This is a genomic window from Micromonospora profundi, assembly GCF_011927785.1.
GTDB lineage: Bacteria > Actinomycetota > Actinomycetes > Mycobacteriales > Micromonosporaceae > Micromonospora > Micromonospora profundi.
The window spans coordinates 4,852,794-4,879,448 of sequence record NZ_JAATJK010000001.1; the positions used below are offsets into that span (position 1 = coordinate 4,852,794).

Annotated in this window: 28 protein-coding genes; 13 read left to right on the forward strand and 15 right to left on the reverse strand. The window is 71.8% G+C overall.

Annotation, left to right across the window (positions count from 1 at the left end; translation table 11 throughout):
• Positions 1 to 85 precede the first annotated feature (85 nt).
• Both F4558_RS21240 and F4558_RS21245 read left to right on the forward strand, forming a co-directional pair.
• Positions 86 to 1,135 (forward strand): DNA polymerase ligase N-terminal domain-containing protein, encoded by a 1,050-nt coding sequence (locus F4558_RS21240; RefSeq protein WP_053655100.1) that lies wholly within the window; start codon positions 86 to 88, stop codon positions 1,133 to 1,135.
• A gap of 14 nt (positions 1,136 to 1,149) precedes the next feature.
• The gene (locus F4558_RS21245; RefSeq protein ID WP_053655235.1) at positions 1,150 to 2,340 is read left to right on the forward strand and encodes a threonine synthase; all 1,191 of its coding nucleotides are present in this window, start codon (positions 1,150 to 1,152) and stop codon (positions 2,338 to 2,340) included.
• 49 nt (positions 2,341 to 2,389) lie between these two features.
• Here F4558_RS21245 and F4558_RS21250 read toward each other — a convergent pair whose 3' ends face one another.
• The 4 genes from F4558_RS21250 to F4558_RS21265 all read right to left on the reverse strand — a co-directional run bounded on the left by F4558_RS21250 (position 2,390) and on the right by F4558_RS21265 (position 7,394).
• A complete protein-coding gene (locus F4558_RS21250) occupies positions 2,390 to 3,766 on the reverse strand; it encodes a pectate lyase (protein WP_167945704.1) in 1,377 nt (458 codons plus the stop codon).
• A 256-nt stretch (positions 3,767 to 4,022) separates the two neighbouring features.
• A complete protein-coding gene (locus tag F4558_RS21255) occupies positions 4,023 to 5,819 on the reverse strand; it encodes a glycoside hydrolase family 15 protein (protein WP_053655104.1) in 1,797 nt (598 codons plus the stop codon).
• 28 nt (positions 5,820 to 5,847) lie between these two features.
• On the reverse strand, positions 5,848 to 6,237 hold the full coding sequence (locus tag F4558_RS21260) for a cupin domain-containing protein (protein WP_053655106.1): 390 nt from the start codon (positions 6,235 to 6,237) through the stop codon (positions 5,848 to 5,850).
• Between the two features lie 263 nt (positions 6,238 to 6,500).
• Entirely contained in the window at positions 6,501 to 7,394 is an 894-nt protein-coding gene (locus F4558_RS21265; RefSeq protein ID WP_053655107.1) for a sulfotransferase domain-containing protein, read from the reverse strand.
• 91 nt (positions 7,395 to 7,485) lie between these two features.
• On the opposite strand from F4558_RS21265, the gene F4558_RS21270 reads away from it, so the two are divergent.
• On the forward strand, positions 7,486 to 8,544 hold the full coding sequence (locus F4558_RS21270) for a beta family protein (protein ID WP_053655109.1): 1,059 nt from the start codon (positions 7,486 to 7,488) through the stop codon (positions 8,542 to 8,544).
• 3 nt (positions 8,545 to 8,547) lie between these two features.
• On the opposite strand, the gene F4558_RS21275 is transcribed toward F4558_RS21270, so the two are convergent.
• Both F4558_RS21275 and F4558_RS21280 read right to left on the reverse strand, forming a co-directional pair.
• On the reverse strand, positions 8,548 to 8,829 hold the full coding sequence (locus F4558_RS21275; protein ID WP_053655111.1) for an adhesin: 282 nt from the start codon (positions 8,827 to 8,829) through the stop codon (positions 8,548 to 8,550).
• A gap of 197 nt (positions 8,830 to 9,026) precedes the next feature.
• Entirely contained in the window at positions 9,027 to 10,100 is a 1,074-nt protein-coding gene (locus F4558_RS21280) for an NAD(P)-binding domain-containing protein (RefSeq protein WP_167945706.1), read from the reverse strand.
• Positions 10,101 to 10,208: 108 nt separating this feature from the next.
• On the opposite strand from F4558_RS21280, the gene F4558_RS21285 reads away from it, so the two are divergent.
• Both F4558_RS21285 and dacB read left to right on the forward strand, forming a co-directional pair.
• Positions 10,209 to 10,940, forward strand: a complete 732-nt coding sequence (locus tag F4558_RS21285; protein WP_053655114.1) for an MIP/aquaporin family protein — start codon at positions 10,209 to 10,211, stop codon at positions 10,938 to 10,940.
• Between the two features lie 51 nt (positions 10,941 to 10,991).
• Positions 10,992 to 12,575, forward strand: a complete 1,584-nt coding sequence (gene dacB / locus F4558_RS21290) for a D-alanyl-D-alanine carboxypeptidase/D-alanyl-D-alanine endopeptidase (protein WP_167945708.1) — start codon at positions 10,992 to 10,994, stop codon at positions 12,573 to 12,575.
• Between the two features lie 32 nt (positions 12,576 to 12,607).
• Here dacB and F4558_RS21295 read toward each other — a convergent pair whose 3' ends face one another.
• The 3 genes from F4558_RS21295 to F4558_RS21305 all read right to left on the reverse strand — a co-directional run bounded on the left by F4558_RS21295 (position 12,608) and on the right by F4558_RS21305 (position 14,844).
• Entirely contained in the window at positions 12,608 to 12,937 is a 330-nt protein-coding gene (locus F4558_RS21295; RefSeq protein ID WP_209273351.1) for a hypothetical protein, read from the reverse strand.
• A 125-nt stretch (positions 12,938 to 13,062) separates the two neighbouring features.
• Positions 13,063 to 14,034 carry a hypothetical protein gene (locus F4558_RS21300; protein WP_197281511.1) on the reverse strand — a complete coding sequence of 324 codons (972 nt, stop codon included), beginning with the start codon at positions 14,032 to 14,034 and terminating at the stop codon, positions 13,063 to 13,065.
• Positions 14,035 to 14,250: 216 nt separating this feature from the next.
• Complete coding sequence (locus F4558_RS21305) at positions 14,251 to 14,844, reverse strand: pentapeptide repeat-containing protein (protein ID WP_053655119.1); 594 nt, start codon at positions 14,842 to 14,844, stop codon at positions 14,251 to 14,253.
• 94 nt (positions 14,845 to 14,938) lie between these two features.
• On the opposite strand from F4558_RS21305, the gene F4558_RS21310 reads away from it, so the two are divergent.
• On the forward strand, positions 14,939 to 16,171 hold the full coding sequence (locus F4558_RS21310) for a serine hydrolase domain-containing protein (RefSeq protein ID WP_167945710.1): 1,233 nt from the start codon (positions 14,939 to 14,941) through the stop codon (positions 16,169 to 16,171).
• A gap of 125 nt (positions 16,172 to 16,296) precedes the next feature.
• On the opposite strand, the gene F4558_RS21315 is transcribed toward F4558_RS21310, so the two are convergent.
• Complete coding sequence (locus tag F4558_RS21315) at positions 16,297 to 16,761, reverse strand: PPOX class F420-dependent oxidoreductase (protein WP_167945712.1); 465 nt, start codon at positions 16,759 to 16,761, stop codon at positions 16,297 to 16,299.
• Between the two features lie 44 nt (positions 16,762 to 16,805).
• Complete coding sequence (locus F4558_RS21320; RefSeq protein WP_167945714.1) at positions 16,806 to 17,444, reverse strand: DUF6642 family protein; 639 nt, start codon at positions 17,442 to 17,444, stop codon at positions 16,806 to 16,808.
• A 304-nt stretch (positions 17,445 to 17,748) separates the two neighbouring features.
• On the opposite strand from F4558_RS21320, the gene F4558_RS21325 reads away from it, so the two are divergent.
• Entirely contained in the window at positions 17,749 to 18,528 is a 780-nt protein-coding gene (locus F4558_RS21325; RefSeq protein WP_167945716.1) for a D-Ala-D-Ala carboxypeptidase family metallohydrolase, read from the forward strand.
• A gap of 97 nt (positions 18,529 to 18,625) precedes the next feature.
• Here F4558_RS21325 and F4558_RS21330 read toward each other — a convergent pair whose 3' ends face one another.
• The 3 genes from F4558_RS21330 to F4558_RS21340 all read right to left on the reverse strand — a co-directional run bounded on the left by F4558_RS21330 (position 18,626) and on the right by F4558_RS21340 (position 21,256).
• A complete protein-coding gene (locus F4558_RS21330) occupies positions 18,626 to 19,114 on the reverse strand; it encodes a hypothetical protein (RefSeq protein ID WP_167945718.1) in 489 nt (162 codons plus the stop codon).
• A gap of 166 nt (positions 19,115 to 19,280) precedes the next feature.
• Positions 19,281 to 20,024 (reverse strand): response regulator, encoded by a 744-nt coding sequence (locus F4558_RS21335; RefSeq protein ID WP_167947587.1) that lies wholly within the window; start codon positions 20,022 to 20,024, stop codon positions 19,281 to 19,283.
• Positions 20,003 to 21,256 carry a sensor histidine kinase gene (locus F4558_RS21340; protein WP_167945720.1) on the reverse strand — a complete coding sequence of 418 codons (1,254 nt, stop codon included), beginning with the start codon at positions 21,254 to 21,256 and terminating at the stop codon, positions 20,003 to 20,005. The genes F4558_RS21335 and F4558_RS21340 overlap by 22 nt, the downstream gene beginning before the upstream one ends.
• Positions 21,257 to 21,388: 132 nt before the next feature.
• On the opposite strand from F4558_RS21340, the gene F4558_RS21345 reads away from it, so the two are divergent.
• The 6 genes from F4558_RS21345 (at position 21,389) to F4558_RS21370 (ending at position 25,981) form a co-directional block, all read left to right on the forward strand.
• Positions 21,389 to 22,285 carry an ABC transporter ATP-binding protein gene (locus F4558_RS21345; protein ID WP_167945722.1) on the forward strand — a complete coding sequence of 299 codons (897 nt, stop codon included), beginning with the start codon at positions 21,389 to 21,391 and terminating at the stop codon, positions 22,283 to 22,285.
• The gene (locus F4558_RS21350; RefSeq protein WP_167945724.1) at positions 22,282 to 23,079 is read left to right on the forward strand and encodes an ABC transporter permease; all 798 of its coding nucleotides are present in this window, start codon (positions 22,282 to 22,284) and stop codon (positions 23,077 to 23,079) included. The genes F4558_RS21345 and F4558_RS21350 overlap by 4 nt, the downstream gene beginning before the upstream one ends.
• Before the next feature lie 2 nt (positions 23,080 to 23,081).
• A complete protein-coding gene (locus F4558_RS21355) occupies positions 23,082 to 23,831 on the forward strand; it encodes a YqeB family protein (RefSeq protein ID WP_167945726.1) in 750 nt (249 codons plus the stop codon).
• Between the two features lie 32 nt (positions 23,832 to 23,863).
• The gene (locus tag F4558_RS21360; RefSeq protein ID WP_167945728.1) at positions 23,864 to 24,418 is read left to right on the forward strand and encodes an SOUL family heme-binding protein; all 555 of its coding nucleotides are present in this window, start codon (positions 23,864 to 23,866) and stop codon (positions 24,416 to 24,418) included.
• A gap of 74 nt (positions 24,419 to 24,492) precedes the next feature.
• Positions 24,493 to 25,032, forward strand: coding sequence for a DUF1697 domain-containing protein (locus tag F4558_RS21365; protein WP_167945730.1), 540 nt, complete (start codon positions 24,493 to 24,495; stop codon positions 25,030 to 25,032).
• A 97-nt stretch (positions 25,033 to 25,129) separates the two neighbouring features.
• Positions 25,130 to 25,981, forward strand: coding sequence for an aldo/keto reductase (locus F4558_RS21370; protein WP_167945732.1), 852 nt, complete (start codon positions 25,130 to 25,132; stop codon positions 25,979 to 25,981).
• Positions 25,982 to 26,054: 73 nt separating this feature from the next.
• Here F4558_RS21370 and F4558_RS21375 read toward each other — a convergent pair whose 3' ends face one another.
• On the reverse strand, positions 26,055 to 26,570 hold the full coding sequence (locus F4558_RS21375) for a GNAT family N-acetyltransferase (protein WP_167945734.1): 516 nt from the start codon (positions 26,568 to 26,570) through the stop codon (positions 26,055 to 26,057).
• Positions 26,571 to 26,655 lie beyond the last annotated feature (85 nt).

The following is a 26,655-nucleotide window of genomic DNA, read 5'->3' on the forward strand; positions in this document are numbered from 1 at the left end:
TCTACCCCGCCGCGCCCCCTGCCGCAGAGTGAACCGGACACTCCGGCAGGCAGCGCGACGATCCGCTGTGTCGGAGAATGCGTGTGTGAAGGACCGGCTGGACGAGTACCGGCGACGGCGGGACGCGACCCGTACGCCCGAGCCCGTGCCGACGCGCAGCCCCACACCGGCAGAGCCCGGCGAGGGCGAGGGCCGCTTCGTCATCCAGCAGCACCACGCCCGCAGCCTGCACTGGGATCTGCGCCTGGAGCACGAGGGGGTGCTGGCGTCCTGGGCGGTCCCCCGCGGCTTGCCCCGCGACCCCGGCCGCAACCACCTGGCCGTGCACACCGAGGACCACCCGATGGAGTACCTCGACTTCTCCGGCGAGATCCCCGCCGGCGAGTACGGCGGCGGCCGGATGGTCATCCACGACCGGGGCACCTACCGCCGCGAGAAGTGGCGCGACGACGAGGTGATCGTGACCCTCGCAGGCGATCGGACCTCCGGCCGCTACGTGCTCTTCGCCACCGGCGGCAAGGACTGGATGGTCCGGCGCACCGACCCCGCGCCGTCCGGCTGGACGAGCATGCCGGACCTGGTCCGCCCCATGCACGCCACGCCGGCCACCAGGCTCCCCCGCGACCGGGGCGACTGGGGCTACGAGCTGCGGTGGGACGGCGTGCGGGCCATGGCGTACGTCTCCGGCGGGCGGCTGCGGCTGCTCTCCGAGACCGACGAGGACATCACCGGCGGCTACCCGTGGCTGCGCGCGATGGCCGAGGCGCTGGCGCCCACCGAGGCGGTGTTCGACGGGGTGCTGGTCCGCATCGACGGCACCGGTCGGGTGCGCCCGGCCCGCCCGGCCAGCGGCAGCCGGGTTCCGGCCGGCGCCCAGTACCTGCTCGTGGACCTGCTGTGGCTTGAGGGCGTGAGCAGCGTCGACGTGCCGTACGCGCAACGCCGGGAACTCCTCGATGGGCTGGCCTTGACCGGCACGCACTGGCAGACTCCGGCGTGGTTCCCCGGCACCGGCGACGAGGCGCTACGTACCGGGCGTGAGCAGGGCCTGCCCGGTGTGATCGCCAAGCGGTTGGATTCGGTCTACGAGCCGGGCCGGCGCAGCCGACGCTGGCAGAGCATCGACGCGGCCTGATGGCGAGGAGCGACGTGTACCTGACCCATCTGGACTGCCCGCGCTGCGGCCTGGAGTACGCCGCCGACACGGTGCAGAACCTCTGCGCATGCGGCTCCCCGCTGCTGGCCCGCTACGACCTGCCGGCGGTGGCGAAGGCGGTCGCCCCGGAGCGTTTCGGTCTGCGCCCGGCCGACCTGTGGCGCTACCGGGAGCTGCTGCCGGTCCGCGACCCTCGGCACGTCACCACGCTCGGCGAGGGCTGGACGCCGCTGCTGCGCGCCCCGGCGTACGGCGCCGAGATCGGCATCGCGGACCTGATGGTCAAGGACGAGGGCCTGATCCCGACCGGCTCGTTCAAGGCGCGCGGCGCGGCGGTGGGCGTCAGCCGGGCGCGTGAGCTGGGCGTCGAGCGGATCGCGATGCCCACCAACGGCAACGCCGGTTCTGCCTGGGCGACGTACGCGGCGCGGGCCGGGATGGGCGCCACGATCGTGATGCCACTGGCGGCGCCGACCATCTGCCGGCGCGAGTGCGTGGCCGCCGGTGCCGATCTGCGGTTGGTCGACGGGCTGATCAGCGACGCCGGCCGGCGGGTGGCCGAGCTGATCGCCGAGTCGGGCGGGGCGATCTTCGACGCCGGCACGCTGCGCGAGCCCTACCGGCTGGAGGGCAAGAAGACGATGGGGTACGAGATCGTCGAGCAGCTCGGCTGGCAGATCCCGGACGTGATCATCTATCCGACGGGCGGTGGGGTCGGGCTGATCGGCATCCACAAGGCGCTGCACGAGATCCGGGAGCTGGGCTGGGTCGGCGACAAGCTGCCCCGGCTGGTGGCGGTGCAGTCGACGGGCTGCGCGCCGATCGTGCGGGCGTTCGCCGCCGGCGAGGACCGGGCACGGCCGTGGGAGGACGCGCGCACAGTGGCGTTCGGCATCACAGTGCCGGCACCCCTGGGCGACGAGTTGATCCTGGCCGCGTTGCGGGAGTCGGCAGGCACCGCGGTGGCCGTCGACGACGTGGAGATCCTGGCCGACCTGCGCGACTTCGCGGCCCGCGAAGGGCTGTTGCTCTGCCCGGAGGGGGCGGCCTGCCTGACGGCGGCACGGCACCTGCGCGCCGGTGGCTGGATCCGCGCCGACGAGCGGGTGGTGGTGCTCAACACGGGCTCGGGTCTGAAGTATCCGGAGACGGTGGACGTCTCCGGCGTACCCGTGCTGACCTGAGCTGGTGGCACCGGCGGGCCGTGCGGCCGCGCCGGTGCCACCGTGCTGGCTACTGGTAGGTGATGTCGGACGGTGAGTAGAAGCAGTTGACGCCGTCGGCGCCCTCACCGATCTTTGTCGGCTCGCTGCCCTTCGGCACGCCCTTGTACTTGACGCAGATCGAGGTCTCCCGGTCGGCGTCGCCGATGATCGTGATCCGGCTGAAGCGGGCGGTGTCGCCCCAGTTGGTGTTGATGCCGGCGATCGCGTCGGTGTCCCGGACGACCACGTTGTCGATCACCACGTGTCGCTGGTACGACGTCGAGCAGTTGCCGCAGGCCCGGTAGAGCTTGCCGGCGTTCTCCACCCGGAAGTTCTTGATGTAGACGGTGCCCGAGCCGTTGTGCTGGAAGACCTTGTCGCTGGCGGACCGGGCGCCACCGCCGTCGACGGTGTAGGTGGTGCCGCCGCGGAAGGTGGCGGCGTCCTCGCCGACGTCCTCCCACCACACGTTGATCAGGGTGCAGTTGCCCTCGCAGTGCACGCCGTCGCCGGCCGGCGCGCCGATGATCACGTTGCGCAGGGTGGCCCCGGCGGCCAGTTCGAACATCGGGTCCTGGCTCTCGCTCTGCCCACCGTCGCCGATGCCGTAGTAGCGCTTGAGTCCACCGTCGAAGGTGCCGGAGACCGGGATCGTCGCGTCCACCTTCTGGCTGCCGGTGGGCGTCGGCCAGCCCGCGGGCGGCGCTGTGGTCGGGCCCGGCGTGGTGGGCGGTGCGCTGGTCGGAGGTGCGGTGGTGGCCGGCGGGGTGGTCGGGGTGCCACCGCCGGACGAGTCGACAGCCACGTCGTCGAAGCCGCCGCTGGCGTACGCGGTGACAAGGCCGATCCGACCCGCACCGGACAGGCTGTTGCTGCCGGAGGCGATCTGGGTGCCGTTGACGAAGCCACGGATGGTGCTGCCGCTGGCCTCGATGCGCAGCGTGTACCAGGTGCCGGTGCTGATGCCCAGCGACGCGGAGCCGATCGCTGTGATGCTGCTTCCGTTGACGGCCTGCAACTCGGCGCGGCCGGAGCCGAGCAGTGCCAGCCGGTACATCTTGGTGCTGCTTGTGGACCGGGCGGCCAGCCCGACCAGGGCACTGGACGAGCCGAAGCTCGCCGGGCGGACCCGGGCCTGCACGGAGTAGTTGGTCCAACTGGTGTCGCCTGCGAACTGCCGGGCCAACTCGCTGCCGGCGTTGCTCTGGTTGAACACGCCCGCGCTGTCGACAGCCCAGGTGCCACCCGACTTGGACCAGCCGGAGGCGTCGCCGTCGTTGAAGTTGTCGGTGAAGACAGTGGCCGCGAAGGCCGAGGTCATGCCCGCGACGAGGGCCGCGGTGGTCACGCCGGCACCCACCGCCAGCAGCAGTGGTCGCCGGCCGGGGAGTCGTCTCTTCTGCACAGTTGTCCTCCTTGGCGCATGTGGTGGTGGTCCCTCGACCGTCCGTACGGGGACGTGCGGCAGGACGTGCTGCCCTGGCGGGGGGATCGGTGTGCTCTCCCCGTCGGAGGCCCGGCTCCGGGACGGGTGAAGCGGGATCAAAGCCGTGGGAAAGGGCTTTCCCGCCCCCCTTGAGGCTAGGACTGCCCAACCACCACCGTCAATGGATTGCGCTTGCAGGTCTGTTGCAGGATTTGCGCCCGCAGACGGGCCTCGATCAGTAGCTGTCCGGCTCGGTCAGCCGCCAGGCAGCGTTGATCAGACCGACGTGCGACAGCGCCTGGGGCGTGTTGCCGAGCTGCGTCCCGGTGTCCATGTCGATCTGCTCGCTGAACAGGCCCACGTCGTTGGCGAACCCGACCACCCGCTCGAACAGCTCCGTGGCCCGCTTCCGCTCACCTGCGATCACGAGGCACTCCACCAGCCAGAACGAGCACAGCAGGAAGCCGCCGGGGTCTGTCGTCCACCGCCGGACCAGGCCGTCGTCGGAGCCCAGCTCCCGGGCGATCATCTCGATGGTCGCCCGCATCCGCGGATCGGTGGCCGGCAGAAAATGCGCCACCGGCAGGATCAGCGCCGAGGCGTCCAGCTCCGACGAGCCGAACGCGCCTGTGAACGCGCCGATCCGGTCGTTCCACCCCTCGCGCAGCACCGCGTCGCGGATGTCGTCGCGGACCGCCGCCCAACGGCCCGGGTCGGCCCGGTCACCCAGCCGGTCGGCGAGCCGCACCGCGTGGTCCATCGCCAGCCAGCAGAGCACTTTTGACGACAGGTAGTGGCGCTCCTCGTCGCGGGTCTCCCACATGCCCCGGTCCGGCAGCCGCCACGTCGCGGCGACCTGCTCGGTCAGCCCGAGCACCATCTCGCCCAACTCATCCTCGAAGGTCGCGCCGAGATAGTCACGCAGCCGCCACACCGCCGAGGTGACCTCACCGGGCACGTCGAGCTGGCGCTGCCGCCACGCGTCGTTGCCGATCCGGACCGGCCAGCTGTCGCGGTACCCACGCAGGTGCGTGCACTGATGCTCGGACAGGTCACGCTCACCCTCCAGCCCGAAGAGCACGGGCACCGGCTCGTCGCCGATCCGGCCGATCGAGCGGGCCGCCCAGGCGAACAGGCGCGACGTCTCGTCCGGGCAGGCCGCCACCCAGAGCGCGCGCATTGTCAACGAGAAGTCCCGCAGCCAGGAGAAGCGGTAGTCGTAGTTGCGGTCGCCGCCGATCTGCTCCGGCAACGACGTCGTCAACGCCGCGGCGACCGCGCCGCTGCGGGCGTAGGTGAGGCCGGTCAGCACCGTGGCGCTGTGCCGGACCAGTTCGGGGTACCGGCCGGAGTAGGAGTGCGTCTGCCGGTACGCCTCCCACGCCCGCGTCGTCTCGTCGAGCGCGGTCAGCGGGTCGAGTCGGACCGGCGGAGCCCCGTACGTCTCGCCGAACGCCACGTCCATTCCGAGCACCTGCCCGGCGGAGATCTCGAACTCGTGGGTCACCCGGCCCCGGTCGGGTCGCAGCGGTAGGTCACCGGCGCGCAACACGAGCACCACAGGGCCGGCGCCGGCCAGCACCCCGCCGTCCGGCTGTTCGTGCAGGTACGGCGTGAGCAGGCCGTACTCGGGTCGCGGCGCGAAGTCCAACGCCATCCGTACCCGCCCGGACAGCCCTTCGACGACCCGGACCAGCACGGCGGGCGAGTTCATCCCCAACTGGTGGGCACGCGCGCCGGTCTCGGCGGCCAGCGCGTCGGTGACCGCCACGCTGCCCTGCGGCGTGTGGTGCACAGTCCGCAGCACAAGCGTGTCCGGCCGGTACGCCCGCTCCACCCGGTGGCCGGGGCCACCCGCCCCGGCCGGGGCCAACCGGAAGTGCCCAGCGCTCGGGTCGAGCAGCCGGCCAAACACGGACGCTCCGTCGAACCGGCTCGGGCACCACCAGTCCACGGATCCGTCCTTACCGACAAGCGCACCGGAGCGGGCATCCGAGAGGAACGCGTAATCGGAGATCGGCGGCTGCTCCACCCGCCGGGGGTACCCGGTCGAGGATCGATCAGGCCGGCGGCTCGTCCTTGCCGGCGGCCTCGGCCTCGTCGGCCTCCTCCTTGGTGTGGTGCACGGCCTTGTCGGCGTGCTCCGGCGGGCCGTAGACCGTGTAGAGCACGAGCGGGTTCGGGCCGGTGTTGACGAAGTTGTGCTTGGTGCCGGACGGTACGACGACCAGGTCGCCCGCGACGACCTCCCGCTTCGCACCGGCGACCCGGGCCTCGCCGGTGCCGCTGACGAAGGTCAGGATCTGGTCGATGCCCTCGTGCACCTCCTCGCCGATCTCCCCACCCGGCGGGATCGTCATGATCACCAGCTGGGTGTGGTCCCCGGTCCACAGCACCCGCCGGAAGTCCGGGCTCTTCTCGGCGACTGTCGCAATCGTGAAATGCTCCATGGTCCGCTCATACCCCGTTCGACGGCTCGTCACGCCGGGACTGGCAAATGGTGGAATTCCCCACGGCCGGCGGGTTTGCATCCGTGCGGAACGGGGATCGACCACCCTGACCGGCGCTAGTTGCCGGCCGAGCCAGGTCCCCGCTGGCGTACCGCCGAAACGGCTGCGATGGTGGGAGACGGCCAGAGCGCGGCGACGTTCCGACCACGTGTCGAACGGCGCCGTGCGCTCGTCTGCAGGGCCGGTCCGCGCGACCGCGTCGGTCAGGCGTCGCGGTGCAGCCAGTCGAGCAGGTCGGGCGGCGCGAGGGCTGCCGTACGGGCGCGGTAGCGGGCCAGGCCGGCCGCGTCCAGCAGATCCCGGCCCTGACCGGAGCGGCCCTGACGGAAGAACGCGCCACGGTCCCGCAGTACGCCGCGCGTGTCCGGAACGAGGAGGTCGGCGCGCTCCCGCATCCGGCCGAAGGTGGCAGCCTCCACAAGCTCGGGCCAGCGCCCGGCGGGCACCGCGAAGCCCCACCGGTCGGCCAGCAAGCGCATCTGCCCGCCGAGGTCGGCCTGGAGATCGTCGTAGTGCACCAACTCGACGTTCGGCTCGTGCCGGCGGGCCCAGGCGTCGCTCAGGTGCCACAGCACGCCGGGCAGCGAGTCCAACTCGGCACGGGGGTCCACCTCGCGGTCGACCCAGCTCGGCAGCCACTGCTCCACCGGGAGGCGCTTCCGAGGTGGCCCGACCGGGGCAGGCTGACCGGTCAGCTCGGCGAGGCGGGCCCGGTCCAGGTTGCCGGCCTGGTGATAGAGGGACACTGCCATGTCCAGCGGGTGCCGGGCCACCACCACGTAGTGCACCCGGGGATCGAGTGGCACCCCGTCCAACGGGGTGTGCGTCTTGATGAACCGTCGGTGCGGCTGGGCTGCCAACCGGCCGTAGACAGCGTCGCGAGGCTCGACCAGCCAGTCCAGCCAGGGGGACAGCTCGGTCAGCGGCGCCGGCAGGTCCGGGGTGCCAAACACCAGCAGCGCGCAGATCATCTGCATCCAGGTGGTGCCGCTCTTGGACCGGGTGCTGATCACGATGTCACCGTCGCGGAACGGGAACCCGACCCAGCGGGCGCTGTCCTCGTCCTCGGAACGGTAGCGGTGGGCTGGCGCGATCACCGGACGAGCGTAGTCGGCGAACCGACAGTCAGGCAGCGGGTTTTCCCGTCGACGGTTGGGAAGGCATGCGAATGCCTGGCTAGATTGAATTATGGTGCCCGCCCACGGGGGCCGGGCGGCGCAACCGGTCTACCGCCCCATCCTCGCCAGCCACCGACGCGGCGAACTGGAGGCGTTGAACCACGTCGACTCCGCAGCCGCCCCTCTGCTCGCGCCGATCCTGGAGATCAGCGTCGCCGACCGCTCCACGATGGACGTTCTGCGTCGACTGCCGGCCGGTCTGCTGCCGGCCGTCGACGTCACCGACCTGCCCGACGTGGCCGACACGGAAATGGTTCGTTGGGGCGTACCGCTGATGCCCGTGATCGGGCTCGCGGAGAGCGACAGGCGGCTGGTCGCGCACGGCGCGGCGGCCCGGGAGTACGCCGGGCGGGCGCTGATCCGGCTGCGCGCCGCCCGGGACCGGGCGGGGCCGGACGCGAGCACCACAGCTGTCGAACGGATCTGGCGGTTCACCGGGCTGGCACCGGAGCAGTGCGACCTGCTTGTGGACGCAGGTGACGTGTGCTGCGCGGCAGACGTGCGGGTGGCCGAGCCACGGGTACGGCGGCTGCTGGGCTGGGCCCGCCGCCACGCCTGGCACTCGGTCACCGTGGCGGCCGGCGGGATGCCGCCCACCCTGTCCCGGCTGCCCAGCGACGAGCCCGTCCGGTTGGACCGCTGGGACTGGCAGCTCTGGCGGCGACTGACCGACACCGGGGTCGACTACGGCGACTACGGCGTCGGTCCGGCCACACCTGGCAATGGTGACCCCGGCGACCGGCTGCCCACAGTGCGCTACACAGCTGACGGCGGCTGGTGGGTCTACCGCTGGTCGCGGCGAGGTGGGCGGGGCGACGACCGGTTCGCCGACCTGTGCCGCACGCTGGTGGCGGCACCGCACTGGCCGAGCACCGGCGCCGCGTTCTCGTGGGGCGACCACGAGCTGCTGCGCCGGGCCCGCCGAGGTGCCGGCGCCGGGTCGACCGCCAACTGGGCGGCGTGGAGCACGTCGCACCACCTGGCGCACGTGCTCGCCGCGCTGACCCGCCCGGACAACGACACGGCGCCCGGGTGGGTCCCGCCGCAGCGGGGACGATCGCCCAGGTAGGAGCTACTGCCGCTCGGTGAAGCCGAACTGGATGATGCCCTCGTCGTCGACTGTGGCGTCCACCGAGGCGTCGCCGAGCAACTCGACGGCGTCCGCGTCGAGGAAGATCCGGGCACCCTGGTTGTCGACCACCTGGTCGCCCTGCTCCGGCTCGGGCACCAGTTCCACTGTGAGCGACCCGGCGTCGGCATCGGCGGCGATCCGCACCCCGCCGTCCTGGGCAACGTCCTGCTGGTTGGCAAGGTCACGGATGACGAGCACGGCGTTGTCGGTCATGGTGAGCATGTGTGGAACTCCTCGTGGATTATGGGCACGCGGTCGCATTTCGCGCAGACCGGGCAGTCGGCCTCCCGCACGAGACACACGTGGGAGACGGCAGGAGAGGCGAACGGGCATCGCCGTCGCGTCGAGATCGGGGCAGCTGAGGGCCCCTTCCCTGCCCACGGTGCCCGCTGTCGGGCGATCCGTCAAATAGAGCCACGTCAGTCGAGAGCGGGGGCGGGTGCGAGCAACGCGCGAATCTCGTTGACCGCCGCGCGGCCGGCCCGGTTGGCGCCGATCGTGCTCGCCGACGGGCCGTAACCGATCAGGTGAATCCGGTCGTCGGTGACGACACGGGTGCCGTCCATGACGATTCCACCGCCCGGAGCGCGCAGCCCGAGCGGGGCGAGATGGTCCAGCGCGGCGCGGAAGCCCGTGCACCACAGGATGACGTCGGCCCCGACGAACCGCCCGTCGGCCCAGGTCACGCCGTCGGGCGTGATCCGGTCGAAGATGGGTAGCCGTTCGAGAACGCCGTCTTCCTGGAGCCGGCGGATCTCGGGGGTGAGCGGCAGACCTGTAACGCCCACCACGCTGCCCGGCGGCCGTCCGGCGCGTACCGCGGTCTCCACCCGGGCGACCGCGGCCCGGCCCAGCTCGGGGCCGAACTCACCGCTTGTGAACTGCGGTGGGCGGCGGGTCACCCAGGTGGTGCTGGCCGCGACCGGGGAGATCTCGGCGAGCAGTTGCACCGCGGACGTACCGCCGCCCACCACCACGACACGACGGCCGGCGAACTCCGCGGGCCCCCGGTAGTCGGCAGTGTGCAGCTGCTGCCCCCGGAACGAGGACCGGCCCGGGTAGTGCGGCCAGAACGGTCGGGTCCAGGTGCCTGTGGCGTTGATCAGCGCCCGCGCCGTCCACGTGTCGTTGTCGCTGTGGACGTCGAGCCGGCCGTCCGGGCGGGAGCGCACGGCGCGGACGCGTACCGGTCGCCGGACCGGCAGGCCGAACGCCCGCTCGTACCGGGCGAAGTAGGCGCTGACCACCTCGGCGGCCGGGCGCTGCGGGTCGGCGGATGGGAAGGGCATCCCGGGCAGGTCATGGAAGCCGTGCACCCGGTCCAGGCGCAGGGTCGGCCACCGGTGCTGCCAGGCGCCGCCCGGCCCGTCGTCGCCGTCGAGGAGGACGAAGCCGCTTCCCGGGGTGAAGCCGGTGCGGCGCAGGTGGTATCCGGCGCTCAGGCCGGCCTGGCCGGCCCCGATCACCACGACGTCGACGGATTGGCTGCCCACACGCTGTGCAACGCCGGGATGACCTTCGCTGTGCCCGGGGTCGCCCGTCACGCCTGTCACAGAGCCGGTTTTGCCCCTAATTGCCTGAATCACCCCTAGGCTGGGGAAATGGATGATGCCCGCCGTGCGGCCGCCGAGTTCCTCGGCACGCTGCTGCTGGTCTTCTTCGGCGTGGGAGCCGCCGTGGCCGCCCGGGTCCAGGGTGGCGTGGTGGTGGTCGCGCTGGCCTTCGGGTTCGCCATGCTGGCCCTGGTCTACATGATCGGTCCGCTGTCCGGCAGCCACGTCAACCCGGCGGTGACCCTCGGCGTGCTGCTCTCCGGAAAGATCTCGCTGCTCGGCGCTGTGGCGTACTGGATAGCGCAGTTCGCCGGGGCGACAGTGGCCGCCTTCATCCTCTGGGGGCTGACCCGCTGGGGTGACGTGGCGGACCAGACCGGAGCGCTGGGCTCGAACGGGTACGGCGCGCACATCAACAGGGGCGGCGCGGCCGTCCTGGAGATCGTGCTGACATTCCTCTTCGTGCTCGTCGTCCTGGTCGTGACCAGTCGCAGCGAGAACCCGGGCACCGCCGGAGTGGCGATCGGGCTGGCCCTGGCCGCGACGCAACTGGTCGGCGTGACGCTCACCGGCGCGGCCGTCAATCCGGCTCGCGCCTTCGGCCCGGCCGTCTTCGAAGGTGGCGTGGCCCTGCGCCAACTCTGGGTGTTCATCGTCTTCCCGCTGCTCGGCGGGGCGCTCGCCGCGCTTGTGGCACCGCTCGCCATGGGCGCGCAGCGGCACTACTGGGGCGGGCACGCCAAGTCCGTGGGGCGACCACCGGAACCCGAACGGCAATAACTTTCGGCCCAGCCTCTTTCCTGGCGATTATCTGCGTGGCAGCATCGGCGCATGCATCGCCGTCTCTTTCCGCGAGCCCTAGCGTTGCTCGCGCTGGTCGCCACCGCGGCCACCGCTGGCGCGCCCGGCGCCACCGCCGAGTCGCCCACCCCGGCGACGACCCGGCTGCGCGCCACAATCGACGCGATCCTCGCCGACAACCGGCTGGCCGGCGCCCAGGCGTCGGTGGTCGTCGTCGACACCAGCACAGGGCAGACCCTGTACGACCGCAACGGCGACAGACGTCTTATCCCGGCCTCCAACACCAAGCTGCTGACCTCGACGGCCGCGATGGAACTGCTCGGCCCCGGGCACCGGTTCACCACCGACGTGCAGACCACAGGTAAGCGTCGTGGCGGGCTGCTCTCCGGCAATCTCCACCTGCGCGGCGGCGGTGACCCGACAATGCTGGCAGCGGACTACGACGCGCTCGCCGCGCAGGTCGCCGCCGACGGCGTACGGGTGGTCAGCGGCAACCTGATCGCCGACGACACCCGTTACGACAACACCCGGCTGGGCCCCGACTGGACGTGGGACGACGAGCCGTACTACTACGCCGGCCAGGTCTCCGCGCTCACCGTCGCGCCGGACACCGACTACGACGCGGGCACCGTGATCGTGAACGCCGCGCCGGCCGCCCGGGCCGGTGCCAGGCCCGTCGTGAGCACCACCCCACCCACCCGGTACGTGCGGATCGACAACCGCGCCGAGACGGTAAGCGAGGGCGAGACCTCGATCTCGATCGAACGCGAACACGGCGGCAACACGATCGTGGTGACCGGCCAGATCGCGGTCGGCGACGAGCCCGCCAGCGACTGGGTGACCGTCTGGGAGCCCACCGGCTATGCGGCCGAGGTCTTCCGGGCCGCCCTGCACCGGCATGGCGTGCGCGTGCTCGGCCGGACCGTGCTGGGCCAGCCGACCCCGGAAACGGCCCACCTGGTGGCCCGGCACGACTCGATGAGCCTGGGCGAGCTGATGACGCCGTTCCTCAAGCTCTCCAACAACGGGCACGCCGAGGTGTTGACCAAGGAGATCGGCCGGGTGCTGTCCGGTTCGGGCACCTGGTCCGCCGGTCTCACGGCCATCAGCGAGTACGTCGCCGACACCGGAATGGACACGGGCACGCTTCGCCAGCGGGACGGCTCCGGGCTGTCGCGTCGCAACCTGGTGCCGGCCACTGAGTTCGTCGACCTGCTCGCCGAGGTCCGGACCGAACCGTGGTTCGCCACCTGGTACGCGGCGCTGCCCATCGCCGGGCAGCCTGATCGGTTCGTCGGCGGCACGCTGCGCAGCCGGATGGCCGGCACCCCGGCGGCGGGCAACGTGCACGCCAAGACCGGCAGCCTGACCGGCGTTTCCGGCCTGTCCGGCTACGTCACCACTGCCGACGGTCACCTGCTGGCGTTCTCCATCCTGCTCAACAACTATCTGACGGCGTCGGTCAAGACGCTTGAGGATCAGATCGCCGTGGCACTGGCCGGTCATCGCGAAGGCGGCACCAGCACCGCACGGGTGGCGCCGCCTTCAGTGCCGGACACGCCGCGTACCCCGGAGGGCGTGGAGTGCTCCTGGGTCAAGCCCATCACCTGCTGAACGACGGCGGGGGCGCGTGCCTCCGCCGACGTTCAGGCCGGGCGGTCCGGTGTGGGGGGAACCGCCGCGGGATCGCCGCGCTCGATGAGCGCGGCGATCTCGGCGGCCCGCAGCCCGCGCAGCGCCAGCACCCTCGTGCCCCAGCGGTGCAACCGGCACGGGTGCGGGCTGGCGTCGTTGCGGCACACCACTCCGCCGGACCACCGTCGGGGCGCGTGCACCACCACCGCCCGCACCGCGAACTGGGCGTCCTCGCCCGTGACGTACGGCGGCAGGGGAATGTCGCGGAGCACCTCCCCGGGCACCTCATCGGCGCCGGGGGAAACGGCGGGATGGACGCGGTGGGCGGTACTGCTGCTCATCTGCGCTGCCTCCACAGTGGATGGGCGGACGGGATAGCAGAAAGTTACGACGCCATCGACCAAGCGCGACGGACAAACTGTCCCAGCTCGTGGACCCGACCGGCCGATCAGCGCAGCCGGCCCGATCAGCGCAGCGCGACGGCCTGGAGGCCGACGTTGCCGCAGTGCTCGGTGAAGACCTTCTCCACCGTCCAGGTCACCACCAGCCGGGCGCCCCTGGGCAGGACGAACCGGATGGTGAACTGGGCGCTCCGACTGGTGTACGGGTCCTCCAGTCGCACGGTGCTGATCGGCCCTCCGGTGGACAGTCGTGCGTCGAGCCGACCGCGCGCCATCCACGTCCCGGCGTACAGGTGGACGGTGCGCGGCTCGCCACTGCCCTCGACCGCGAGGCTGAAACCGTTGCCGACACCGCAGGTGTAGACGCCGTTCGAGCTGCCGCCGACGGTTCGCTCCGGCGTGCCGTCGGACCAGCGGACCACCTCCTGGTTGCCGTCCCAGGCGACGCGGTTGCCCCTGCCGCCGGCGTCGACGATCTCCCCCGTGCCGGCGCGCTTGCTGACCTTCGAGTTGCCGCCGCGCAGCCCCCAGTGCATCCAGTCCCGGGCACCCACGGCGCTCAGGTCGATCTCGGCGGGCGCCTCCACCTGGCTCACCGACAGCACCGGCGCCGCTGGCGCCCTGGGCGGCGGGGCGGACGGCGGAGCGGGCGCGCTGGGGGTGGGGTCGGGCGAGGGCGGGCGCTCCCGGGGGCGCAGACCCGGCGTCGCCGGACCAGCCTCGTTGGTACGTCCCTCGGCGCCGGGAAAGCCTGTCGGCCGGGACGCTCCGGCCGGCGCGCCACCCGGCCCCCCGCCCGCGTCGCCGTCGGGCTCCGGTGCGGCGCGCGTGCCGAGGTACGTACCCAGGACGATCAGGCAGACGAGCGCGGCGATGCCCTCCAGGGCCCACCGCCTCCTCCGCCGGGCGCGGGCGATCCTGCGCAGTGCGCTGCGGTTCTGCGCGGCGTCGACGGCGTGCGCCCGGTGCGACGCCGGCCGGTGGGTCGGCTCGTTCGCGCCCTGGGACTGCGCCCGCGTGCGGTCCTCGTCCGCCACCGACCCCTCCACTCCGCCGCCCGACCGCGATCGGCCGCGGCGGATCGCACCGTCCACTGTGGGCCGTCTCACGTTTGCACCGGCGTGGTCGACACGCTAGATCCGGACGGGTGGGCGTGTCCAGTCCGGAACCGGACGGTATCGGACAAGTCCTGCCCAGCCTGGGTGGGACCGGCTGGCGGACCTCCGAGGCCGCACCGACCGGTACGCGCCCGGTCAGCCGATCCGGAAGCCGAGCGCCTGTGCGATGACCAGTGCCTGCTCGGGGTCCACGATCGCGCCGGCCCGCTCCACGCTCGTCGGGTCGAGTGCGGTCAGGTCGCTGCGCCGCAGGTCGGCGCCCCCGAGGCGGCACTTCTGCAGCTGCGCGCCGGAAAGGTCGACGCCTGTCACGGTGGCGCCGGTCAGGTTGGCGCCGCTCAGGTCCACCTCGCGCATCCGCACGTCACTCAGCCAGACGGCGCGCAGGTCGGCGCCGGGCAGCGCGACGAACGACCAGTCGCCGCCGTCGACCCGCAGCGGACGAAGGTCGCACTCCACGAAGGTGCTGCCGACCAGCTTGCAGCCGGTGAACTCCGCCTCGAAGAAGTTGCACCGCTTGAAGACGCAGCGGGTGAATGCCGAATCCACGTGCCGGGACGCGTTGAACAGCACGTTGCCGAACGTGCACCCGGTGAAGACAGCGCCCCGCGTGACCGCCTCGGTGAGATCGACCTGGAAGAACTCGCAGCCGACGAAATGCCGGTCGGTGAACTCCTCGCCGTACCAGTCCTCGTGGCGGAAGGTCACGTCCTCGGTCAACTCCGGCATCCGGTCAGGCTAGTGCCACCCGCCGACGGCAGGACGTCGCCTCCGCCCGGTAGCCCCTTCCGGTACTGCGGTACCGCCAAGTAGGTTCGGCGACGTGAGTGTGGCTCGGAGCATGGACCCGGATCAGATCGGCTTCGACCCGGCGCGGCTCGCGCGGATCGACGAGCACTTCGGCAGGTACGTCGACGACGGGCGGCTCGCCGGCTGGCAGGTGGTGGTCACCAGGCGCGGCGAGGTGGCGCACTCCTCGACGTACGGGCTGCGGGACCGGGAGTCGGGTGCCCCGGTCGAGGCCGACACACTCTGGCGGATCTACTCGATGACCAAGCCGGTCACCTCGGTCGCGGCCATGATGCTGTGGGAGGAGGGCCGCTTCGAGCTGACCGACGAGATCAGCCGCTGGCTGCCGGAGTTCGCCGACCTGCGGGTCTACTCGAAGGGTTCGGTGCTCAAGCCGTACACGGTGCCGGCTGTCGAACCGATCCGGGTGTGGCACCTGCTGACCCACACGGCCGGCCTGACATACGGCTTCATGCAGACCTCCGTTGTCGACGGGCTCTACCGGGCCGCAGGCTACGACCTGTATCCACCGGCGGACGTCGACCTGGCCAGCGCCTGCGCGGCGTTCGGCGAGCTGCCGCTGCTCTTCCAGCCCGGCACCGCCTGGGGCTACTCGGTCGCCACCGACGTGCTCGGCCGGCTGGTCGAGGTGGTCTCCGGGCAGAGCCTCGACGCGTTCTTCGCCGACCGGATCTTCGGTCCGTTGGGCATGACCGACACCCATTGGTGGGTCGACGGCGACCGGGCCGACCGGTTGGCCACGCTGTACGCGCCCGACCCGACCACCGGACAGGCGGTCCGGCAGGACCGGATCGGTTCACTGGCGCACCACAAGCCCGTCCTGCACTCCGGCGGCGGGGGTCTGATCTCCAGCGCCGCCGACTACCACCGGTTCACCCAGATGCTGCTGCGCGGCGGCGAGCTGGACGGCGTACGCCTGCTCGGGCCGCGCACCGTGCGGTTCATGACCCGCAACCACCTGCCTGGCGGTCAGGATCTGGGCACCCTGTCCACGGGAGGCTTCGCCGAGACCACCCTCGACGGGATCGGGTTCGGTCTCGGTTTCGCTGTGGTCGACGACCCGATCCCCAGCCGGGTGCCGAGCAGTGTCGGCGAGTACTACTGGGGTGGGGTGGCAAGCACCGCCTTCTGGGTGGACCCGGCCGAGGAGGTCACGGCGCTCCTGTTCACCCAGCTGCTGCCGTCGAGCACGTACCCTCTGCGCTCCCAGCTACGCCAACTGGTCTACGCCGCCCTGGCCGACTGACCCGAACGACGCCCCTCCCCCGGCCACCGCTCAACCCCGTCGATCATGAGGTTGGCGGGCCAGTGGATCACCTTGGGACCCGTCAACCTCATGATCACGGGGAGGCAACGCGGCCTCGCCCGCCATTAGTCGGCTAGGCGGGGCGGGAAGCCGCCGGTGGCGATCGGACCCCAGGCGTCGATGGTGACCCGGATCAGCGACTTGCCCTGGCGCACCATCGCCGCCCGGTAGTCGTCCCAGTCCGGGTGCTCGCCGGAGATGCTGCGGAAGTACTCGACGAGCGGCTCCAGCGCCTCGGGCAGGTCCAGCACCTCGGCGGTGCCGTCGAGCTGCACCCAGGGCCCGTTCCAGTCGTCGGAGAGCACGCAGGCCGACACCCGGGGGTCGCGGCGGATGTTCGCCACCTTGGCTCGCTCGGGGTAGGTGGAGATGACAAGCCGGCCCTCGGCGTCGACGCCGGCGGAGACCGGGGAGGACTGCGGGCGACCGTCGGCCCGGGTGGTCATCAGCACGACGCGGTGCCGTGAGCGGAGGAAGTCGAGCAGGGTGTCCCGGTCGGCCCGGGTGTTCGTCGCGATGCTGGGTGCCATGACTCCCGTTCCTACCAGGGTCGGGGCGGGCCGGTGGCGGCGGGTCAGCGAGGGCGGGCGGCGGCGCGGGGCACCGCCTGGGTGGGCACGCGGGGCCGGCCGGCGGGCCGCCAGGCCCGGCCGCTGGCGTAGATCACCCGAAAGCCGAGGTACGAGGCGAGCGGCGCCCAGTGCGCCGAGCCCATCCGCAGTTCGGCGGCATTGTGCCGCTGCCCATTGACCAATATGTCCAGCAGGACGGTTTCGAAGGCCGCCGATTCAACCCAGTCGACTTCCCGGGTAAAACCGCAGATCAGGGCCGCTCCGGTGACGTCCAGGAACTCGCGCAGCACCGCGTCGGAGGCGCGCAGGACGGAGCAGCTGCCGAAATAGAGTCGGCGGCCGTCGCAGCGACCGGCCATCAGCTCGGCCACCTCGTCCAACCCCACCGACTCCCGGTCGGTGAGGCAGAGACGGCTCGGCTCGCCGTGCATGGCGAAGAAGCCGACGCGGTGGTCGGCGTACTGCTTGAGCAGCCAGCGGTCCAGGAAGTAGAACAGCTCGTCCCGGGTGGCCGCGCCCTTGTGGATGTAGCGGATCTTGCCGAGCCGTTCGAGGAGTTCGAGGGTCGGCAGCACGGAACCCCTGTCGTTGAGGTCGCGGTGCCACTGACCCTCGACACAGAAGACGCCACCGCGTGCCACTCGCACCTCCGCCAGTCCGCCGCTCGCGCTGACGTTACCGGGCACCACCGACCTCGGGACATCGCCCCGGCTGTGACTGATTGCGACGTTCGGTCGGGTTGGCGTATGCCCGGGGTGATCCGGGGTGAATGGCTGTTTCGCAAATGGGCGTATTCCCAGGCAGTACCCAGGAACGGCAAATCGCGAGGACAATTCTCGTTAATTGCCGCCAACCGCCCTGATCGGTGCGAGGGTGGAAATCACGGGACGTCCCGGTCGATGTCCCGGGAGCCACCCCATTCGCTCTCCTATCGGGAGGACTTCTGTGCGCGTAAACACCTTGAAGCGAGCTGCTGTCGCTTTCGCCCTGGCTCTGCCCGGGGTAGCGATCGCCACGGTGGTCGCCGCGCCAGCGGCGCACGCGGACGCCTGCTACACCTGGAACCGCAACCTCTACCAGGGCCGATCGGGCGATGACGTCCGCCAGTTGCAGATCCGGGTCGCCGGCTGGGCTGGCAACCGGAACATCGTGGAGAACGACGGCCGCTACGGCCCGAAGACCGCCGCCGCGGTCAAGCGGTTCCAGCAGGCGTACGGGCTGCGCGCCGACGGCATCGCCGGACCGCAGACCTACGCCAAGCTGTACCAACTTCAGGACAACGACTGCACGCCCGCGCATTTCAGCTTCAGCGAGATGGACAACGGGTGCGGCGGCAACGGGTGGACCGGCGGCCCGCTGTCGGCGAACCAGACCAAGCAGAACGCGCTGCGCACGATGTGGAAGCTGGAGGCGCTGCGCAAGAGCCTCGGCGACAAGCCGCTCTACGTGTCCAGCGGGTTCCGCAACCGGGCCTGCAACGACCGCGTCGGCGGCGCGTCGGACAGCCAGCACCTGTACGGCCACGCCGCCGACGTCACCTCTCGGACGTCGTCGCTGTGCCAGATCGCCCGCAACGCCCGCAACCACGGCTTCAGCGGGATCTACGGGCCGGGCTACCCCGACCACGACGACCACATCCACGTCGACTCGCGTCGGGAGAACAACAGCGACCGCAGCTCGAACACCACGAGCTGGTCCGCCCCCGACTGCGGGATCAACAACTGAGTGAACGGCCGAAGCGACGCCGGCCCGGCACGCGGTGGGGACCCTCCGCGCCGGGCCGGCGTCGTGTACGCCCCGGGCAGGGCGGGGGGTGAGCCGCTCAGCTCGCCCGGGGCCAGCGCGGCGCGGTGACGGGGGGAGTCACCGGCCGGCCAGCGACTGTCGGTCGTACCCCGGGGGGAGCGACCCGCGCGGCCTGGTGCCGCGTCGGCAGACCGGCACGACCTGGTGGCGGGGCCGGGTATCCGGCCGTCGCGGGCCGGGAGGCGGCGGGACGCGCGGGCGACGGCCCGGTCGCGGTGAACGGAAAGGGCACGTGTACGAACGGATTGCCGTGCCGGATGAGCGCCTCGATCTGCCGCTCGTTGAGCCCGTGCGCCTCCAGCACCCGCCGCCCCCAGCGGTGCAGGCGGCAGGGGTACGAGGCCCCGTCGTTGCGGCACAGCGGCCCGGTCGGCCACTCCTCGGCGGTGTGCACGACCACCGCCCGGACCGCGAGCCGGACGTCCTCGGGTGTCAGCGGCGCCGGCATCGGCACCTCACCCAGTACCTGGTCGATGGGATCCGTCGACTGCTCACCAACTCGCACGGCAGGCCTCCCGCAGTTCGGCAGCGGTACGGCGGACCCACCGCACCGACATCCTCAGCCAGTGGTACGGCCGGCATGGGCCGAAAGTTCAAACCTGGTACGCCGTAAGCAGTTCCTCGGTCGAGAGCACGCGCATCCCGTTGTGCGCGGGTCGGCGGAACGCGCCTCAGACCAGGCCGGCGTCGTGCACCAGCAGGGCCACCTGGACCCGGTTGTTGAGGTCGAGCCGGGTCAACAGCCGCGAGACGTACGCCTTCACAGTGGCCACGCTCATGAACAGCTCCCCCGCGATCTCCGCGTTGGTGCGCCCCTGCCCCAGCGCGACAGCCACCTGCCGCTCCCGCTCGCTGAGATCGGCCAGCAGCCGCAGCGCCCGCTCCCGGCGCGGGTCCCGGCCGACCGGACCGGAGACGGCGGCGGCGGTCACGTGGTCGATCAACGTCCGGGTCACCGTCGGGGAGAGCGTCGCCTCACCGGCAGCCACCCGGCGTACGGCGTGCACGATCTGGGCCGGCGGGGTGTCCTTGAGCAGGAAACCGGCAGCCCCGGCGCGCAGCGCCCGCAGTACCTGCTCGTCGGCGTCGAACGTGGTGAGCACCAGCACCTCCGGCGGGTGCGGCTGGGCGCGCAGCGCCTCCGTGGCGCTCAGCCCGTCCACCCGTGGCATCCGGATGTCCATCAGCACCACATCCGGGGCGTACGCGGCGACCGCGGCAGGCACCTCGCTGCCGTCGGCCGCCTCGCCCACCACTGTCAGGTCCGGTAGGCCGCCGAGGATCATCGAGAGCCCGGCCCGGACCAGCGCGTCGTCGTCCACGATCAGGACCCGCACCGCAGCGGCGGCCGGCTCAGGCCCGCCGGACGGCCCGCTGACGCCGGACGGCCCGCTCACGCCGGCCACGGCAGCCAGGCGGCCAGCCGGAAGTCGCCCGCCTCGTCGCGCCCGTACGCCACTCGGCCGCCGGCCAGGGTGACCCGCTCGGTGATGCCGACCAGCCCGGTGCCGGCGCCCGGCAACTCGCCGCCGGTGGGTCCACCCACCGGCCACCGGTTGGAGATCACCACGGTCAGCCCGGTGCCCGGCCCGCCGGCCACGTCCACGGTGACCGACGCGCCGGCCGCGTGCTTACGGGCGTTCGTCAGCCCTTCCTGCACGATCCGGTACGCGGCCCGGCCCAGCGCCGCCGGAACCTTCCCCGCGTCGACGACGCTGTCGCTGACGTTCACCCGCACCCCGGCCGCCCGCGACTCGGCGATCAGGGCGGGCAGGTCGGCGAGGGTGGGTTGCGGCGGCTCCGGCGCATCGCTGCCGCTGTCACCTTCGGCCCGGAGCACGCCGATGACCTCCCGCAGGTCCTGGAGGGCGGCGTGTGCGCTGTCCCGGATCACTCCGGCCGCCCGGGCCACCTCGTCCGAGGGCGCGTCGGGGCGGAACTCCAACGCGCCCGCGTGCAGGCTGAGCAGGGAGATCCGGTGGGCCAGCACGTCGTGCATCTCCCGGGCGATCCGGGTCCGCTCGAGGTGGCGGGCCTGGGCGACGCGGAGCTGCTGCTCGGCCTCCGCCCGCTCGGCCCGGTCGCGCAGCGACACGATCAACTGCCGCCGGGCGCGGACGAACATTCCCCAGGCCAGCACGGCGAGGGTGATCACCACGCCCCAGGTCACTGTGCCCCAGTACGGCATGTTCGGATCCGGACGGGTCCAGCTGAAGACCAGGTTGGTGAGGAGACCCACCCCGGTCACCGCCACCGCGACGGCGGTCCGCCGGTGCACCACGAGGGTGAAATAGAAGATCAACAGCGGGATGGAGGCTGCCATCGAGAACAGGTTCAGCGGCAGCGTCGCCACCGCCAACCCCAGCGGCCACCGCCGACGCAGCCAGAGCAGCGCACAGCAGGCCAGCCCGATCAGCGCGTCCGCGCCCACCATCCAGTCGTACGGCAGCGATGTCGCCGCCTGCGGATTGGGCGACAGCGCGTCCACGGTGACGTACAGCACCCAGAGCAGGCTGAGCAGGAACGCGAGGCTGTCCACCACCCAGTCGCGGGTCGTACGGCGCAGACGCGCCCGGTCCGGCTCGGCCGGCACCACCAGCTCCCCTGGCAGCAGCCACGGGTGCTCGGGGACGGCGATGCTGGTCACGCGCCCATGCTAGGCAGCAACAGGCGCCGGCAACCAGCTACCAAAGTCGAGACCCGCAGGTCGACCAAAGTCGGCGCGGCACCGACCGCCGGCCGCAGCGGATGGCCGGGTGGCGCGGGCAGGCTCAACCGCATGATCACCGTGGAGAACCTCACCAAACGGTACGGGCCACACCCGGCCGTGGACGACGTGTCGTTCCAGTGCGAACCGGGCACCGTCACCGGCTTCCTCGGGCCCAACGGGGCCGGCAAGTCCACCACCATGCGGATGATCTGTGGGCTCACCGCGCCGACCGCCGGCCGCGCCACCGTCTCCGGGCACCTCTACCGGGACCTGCCCAACCCGGGACGGGAGGTCGGGGTGCTGCTGGACGCCTCCGCCCAGCACGCCGGGCGCACCGGCCGCGAGGCGTTGACGCTTTCCGCGTACACGATGGGGTTGGACCGGCGTGAGGTCGCCGCGAAGCTCGACCTGGTCGGGTTGAACACGGTGGCCGCCAAGCGGCGGCTGAAGGCGTACTCGTTGGGCATGCGGCAGCGGCTCGGCCTGGCGCACGCGCTGCTCGGTGACCCCCGGGTGTTGATCCTCGACGAGCCGGCCAACGGACTGGACCCGGAGGGGATCTTCTGGATGCGCGGCCTGCTGCGCGACTTCGCCGACCGGGGCGGCACCGTGCTGCTCTCCTCCCACCTGCTGCGCGAGGTGGAAGCGGTGGCGGACCGGCTCGTGGTTATCGGGGGCGGCCGGATCGTGGCCCAGGGCAGCAAGGACGAGCTGCTGGCCGGCGGCGGAACTGTGGTGCGGGCCCGCGACGGCGCGGCGCTGCGCCGGGCGCTGGACGCCGCCGACCTGACCGCCGCCGAGAGTGCCGACGGCCTGCTCGTGCAGGCCGACGCCGAGGTGGTCGGCCAGGCCGCGGCCGACGCCGGCGTCGCGCTCGCCGAGCTGCGCCCCGCCGGCGGCGGTGGCCTCGAACAACTCTTCCTCACGCTCACCGCCGGGGAATCCACCAAGGAGGCCGTCCGATGACCACCACCACCGCGCCCGTCGCCGGCGCCGTCGCACCCCGACACCACGCCCCGGTACGCCGGCCGTCGCTGCTGCGGCTCACCACCGTCGAGCTGCGCAAGCTCGTCGACACCCGGGCCGGTCGCTGGCTGCTGATCACCATCGGGCTGGTCGTCGTCGCGATCGTCACCCTCCTGCTGATCTACGGCGAGGATGCCGAGCTGACCTTCTTCACCCTTTTCGCTCCGTCGCTGTTGCCGGTCAGCGTGCTCCTGCCGGTGCTGGGCATCCTGTCGATCACCAGCGAGTGGTCCCAGCGCACAGCCCTCACCACGTACGCGCTGGTGCCCCGACGGGAGCGGGTGGTGGCCGCGAAGCTGGCCGCGGTGGTGCTGGCAGCGCTTGCCTCGGTGCTGGTCACCCTTGCCGTCGCCTCCGTCGGGACGCTTGTGGCGTCGGCCACGGGCGGCGCGGGCACCTGGCCCGCCGACATTGGGACGTTGGCCCTGCACGCGACGATCGTCCAGGTCGCAAGCGTGCTGATGGGTGCCGCCTTCGGCCTGATGCTGCTCAACACGCCGCTGGCAATCGTCGGCTACCTGCTGCTGCCGACAATCTGGACGGTGCTCGGCGAAGTGGTCCGGCCCCTGAACCGCCCGGCCGACTGGCTGGACACCAGCCGGACCATGGAGCCGCTGTTCACCAGCGACGTCACGGGCGGGCAGTGGGCGCGGTTGGCGGTGTCCCTGTTGGTCTGGCTTGTTCTCCCACTTGCCGTCGGTCTGGTCCGGACGCTCCGCCGGGAGGTGTCCTGACCATGGACGCCGCCGGCACCCGTCCACACACGGTGGTCAGCGGTGGCCCGCTGGAGCTGGCCGTCATGTGGGGCGGCTTCCCGCTGCTCGGGGCGGGCGCCGGATGGCTCCTCGCGGCAGCGACGGGCTGGCTCGCGCGGCTGCCCTGGGTGCCGTTCGGCGCCCTGATCGAGTGGTTGGACCGGCTGCCCGAGCCGCAGGCCACCGCCGGCACGATAGCGGTGGGCGTCCTGGCTGGCCTGATCGTCGCGGGGGTCGGCACCGCCGAACGGCTGATCGTCACCGTCGACGCGGCGCAGGTCCGGCTGCGCCGCTCCGACCAGAACCGCACGATCGCCCGCGTCGACACCAGTGTGGTCTTCGTCGGCGACGGGCACCTCGTGCTGCTCGACGCCGACGGCGCCGAGCTGGCCCGCGAGTCCACGGACCTGCCGGCCGGCCGGCTGGCGGCGGCGTTCCGGGAGCACGGCTGGGGCTGGGCCGACGACGACCCGCACCGGGCGGCGTACCGGCTGTGGGTGCCCGACCTGCCCGGCCTGCCCGACGGGGCGGACGCACTACTGCGGGCACGCGAGCGGGCGATCGGCAAGGATCGCCACGACGACGCCCGGGAACTGCGCCGGGAGCTGGGCGCGCTCGGGGTGGTGCTCCGCGACGAGGACGAACGACAGTACTGGCGACTCACCGGGCGGGCCGTCACCGGCGGGGCGGAGCAGCCGACTTCACCCGAGCGGACACCGGAGGGACGGTAGCGTCATTCCCAGGAGACCCTGGGAGCACGCCGATGACCGAACAGCAGCCGTACCGGGTGGTGTCCCGCCACCCCGGCTTCGAGCTGCGCCGCTACCCGGCCCACCTGGTGGCCGAGATGCGGGTCCAGTCGTCGTTCACCCGGGCGCCGTTGGAGGCGTTCCGGCCGCTCACCGCGTACATCGGGGGTGCCAACCGGGCCCGTCCGTCGACCGGAACGGCGACGCCTGCGGCCAGCGACTCGCAGAAGATCCCCATGACAGTGCCTGTGGTGCAGATCGAGGGCGAGTGGCCGGGCGCGTACCTGATCCAGTTCGTCCTGCCGGCCACCTGCCAGGCCGCCACACTGCCCGAGCCGGTGGACGCCCGGGTACGCATCCGCGAGGTCCCGGCGCAGCTCGCGGCGGCGATGCGCTTCTCCGGGCGGTGGACGGAGCAGGCGTTCAGCCAGCGGGCCACGATGCTCGGCCGGTCGGTCACCTCGGCCGGGCTGCAACCCACAGACGCCATCCGGTACGCGCGCTTCGACCCACCGTGGAAGCCGTGGTTTCTGCGCCGCAACGAGGTCGTGCTGCCGGTCGTGGAGTGAGCCGGAGGACATCGGCTGTCGGTCGGTGAACCTAGGCTGACCGGGACAACCCCCGGCAGCCCGAGGAGGCCCTGATGACCCGGTACGTCGCACTGCTGCGCGGGGTCAACGTCGGCGGTGTCCGACTCGCGATGGCCGACCTGCGCCGGATCGTCACCGACCTCGGGCACGACGACGCAAAGACCTACCTCCAGAGCGGCAACGTGGCCTTCGGCAGCAGCGTGCGCGACGCGGAGAAGTTGGCCGCCGGGATCGAGCGGGCGCTCGCCGACGAGCTGGCGGTGACAGTGCCCGTGCTGGTGCGCAGCGGCCGGGAGTTGGCGGCGGTGGCCGGCGGCAACCCGTACGCCGACCGGGAGGACGACCCGACGAGGCTGCTCGTGGCTTTTCTGCGCACCGCGCCAGACAAGTCCGCAGCGGACGCGTTGACAGCGCCCGGCAACGAGAACGTGTCGTTCACTGTGACCGGGCGCGAGGTCCTCCTGCACTACGTCGACGGCGGTTACGGGCGGTCGAAGTTCACGAACACCTACCTGGAGAAGAAGCTCGGCGTGGTGGCCACCACCCGCAACTGGAGGTCGGTGCGCGCCCTGGCCGAGATGACCGCCGGCTGACCGCTGCGGGCCACGAAATGGCCCCCACCGCGCCGGGCGGTGAATCGGTGTCCGGCCCGGGTATGGAGGAGCCGACACAAGACGCGAAGGAGCCGCAGTGGCAACGACGATCCCCGACATCAGCCTGAACGACGGCAACACCATTCCGCAGCTCGGCTTCGGGGTGTTCCAGATCAAGCCGAAGGACACCGTCGAGGCGGTGAGCAAGGCGCTGGAGGTGGGCTACCGGCACATCGACACCGCCGAGATGTACGGCAACGAGGCCGAGGTGGGCCAGGCAGTGCGCACGTCGGGGCTGGACCGTGGCGAGGTCTTCGTGACCAGCAAGCTGAACAACGGTTTCCACCGCCCGGACGACGCCCGCAAGGCGTTCGACTCCACGCTCTCCGCCCTGAAGATGGACTACATCGACCTGTTCCTCATCCACTGGCCGCTGCCGACCCTGTACGACGGCGACTTCGTCTCCACCTGGAAGGTGCTTGAGGAGTTCCAGCGCGACGGCCGGGCCCGCTCGGTCGGCGTGTCGAACTTCCAGGTGCCGCACCTGCGGCGGCTGGCCGCCGAGACGAGCGTGGTGCCGGCGGTCAACCAGATCGAGGCGCACCCGTACTTCGGCAACGAGGAGGTCCGCGCGTACGACCGCGAGCACAACATCATCACCGAGGCGTGGTCGCCCATCGCGCAGGGCAAGGTGCTGGGCGACCCGACGGTCGTCGACATCGCCGAGCAGCTCGGCCGGACCCCGGCGCAGGTGGTGCTCCGCTGGCACGTGCAGCGCGGCGACATCGTCTTCCCGAAGTCGACAACCCCGAAGCGGATCGAGGAGAACTTCCAGATCTTCGACTTCGAGCTTGACGACGCCGCGATGGAGCGGATCACCGAGCTGGACAAGGGTGAGGCCGGTCGGCAGGGCTCGCACCCGGACACGTTCGACTACGTCCCCCGCTGATCCCGGCCGCCGCCGGGCGGGACATGCTCCCGCGAGCGTGATGCCTCAGAGTCATCAAGATGACTCTGAGGCATCACGCTCTTGTGGGCGGGGCGGTCAGGTCGAGCTGCCAGTCGTTGGCGCGCATCATCCGCCCCGGCGGGTATTCGAAGCCCGTCTCGCCGAGCAGCGTGAAGCCGGCCTTGCGGCAGACCGCGTTCGAGGCGGGATTGTCGACCGAGGGGTAGGCATGGGCGTAGCGGCGGTCCCGTCGGGCGCGGACCACGTCGACCGCCGCGCGCACCGCGACGGTCGCCAGCCCCTGCCCCCGGTACGCGGGGAGCACCGCCCAGCCCAACTCGTACACCGGCTGGTCGCGCCACTCGCGGCTCCAGTAGCCGACACTGCCCACCGGTGCCCCGTCCGGCAGGACGAGCGTGAACATGCAGCCCTGCCCGCCCTCGGCGAAGTGCACGTAGCGTTCGTGCCGGGCGAGCACCTGCTCGTCGGTCTCCGGGCCGCCGGTGTGCCTGCGGGTGTCCGGTGAGTTGAGCTGCCGCAGCAGGTCGAGGTCGTCCTCCTGCCACGGTTGGATGCGTACCTGCGCCATCGCACTCCCCCGTTCGTCGGCCCCAGTCAAGCCGACGCATCCGACATCCCGCGCCGAAACGCCGCCCGCTAGATCCGATCTAGCG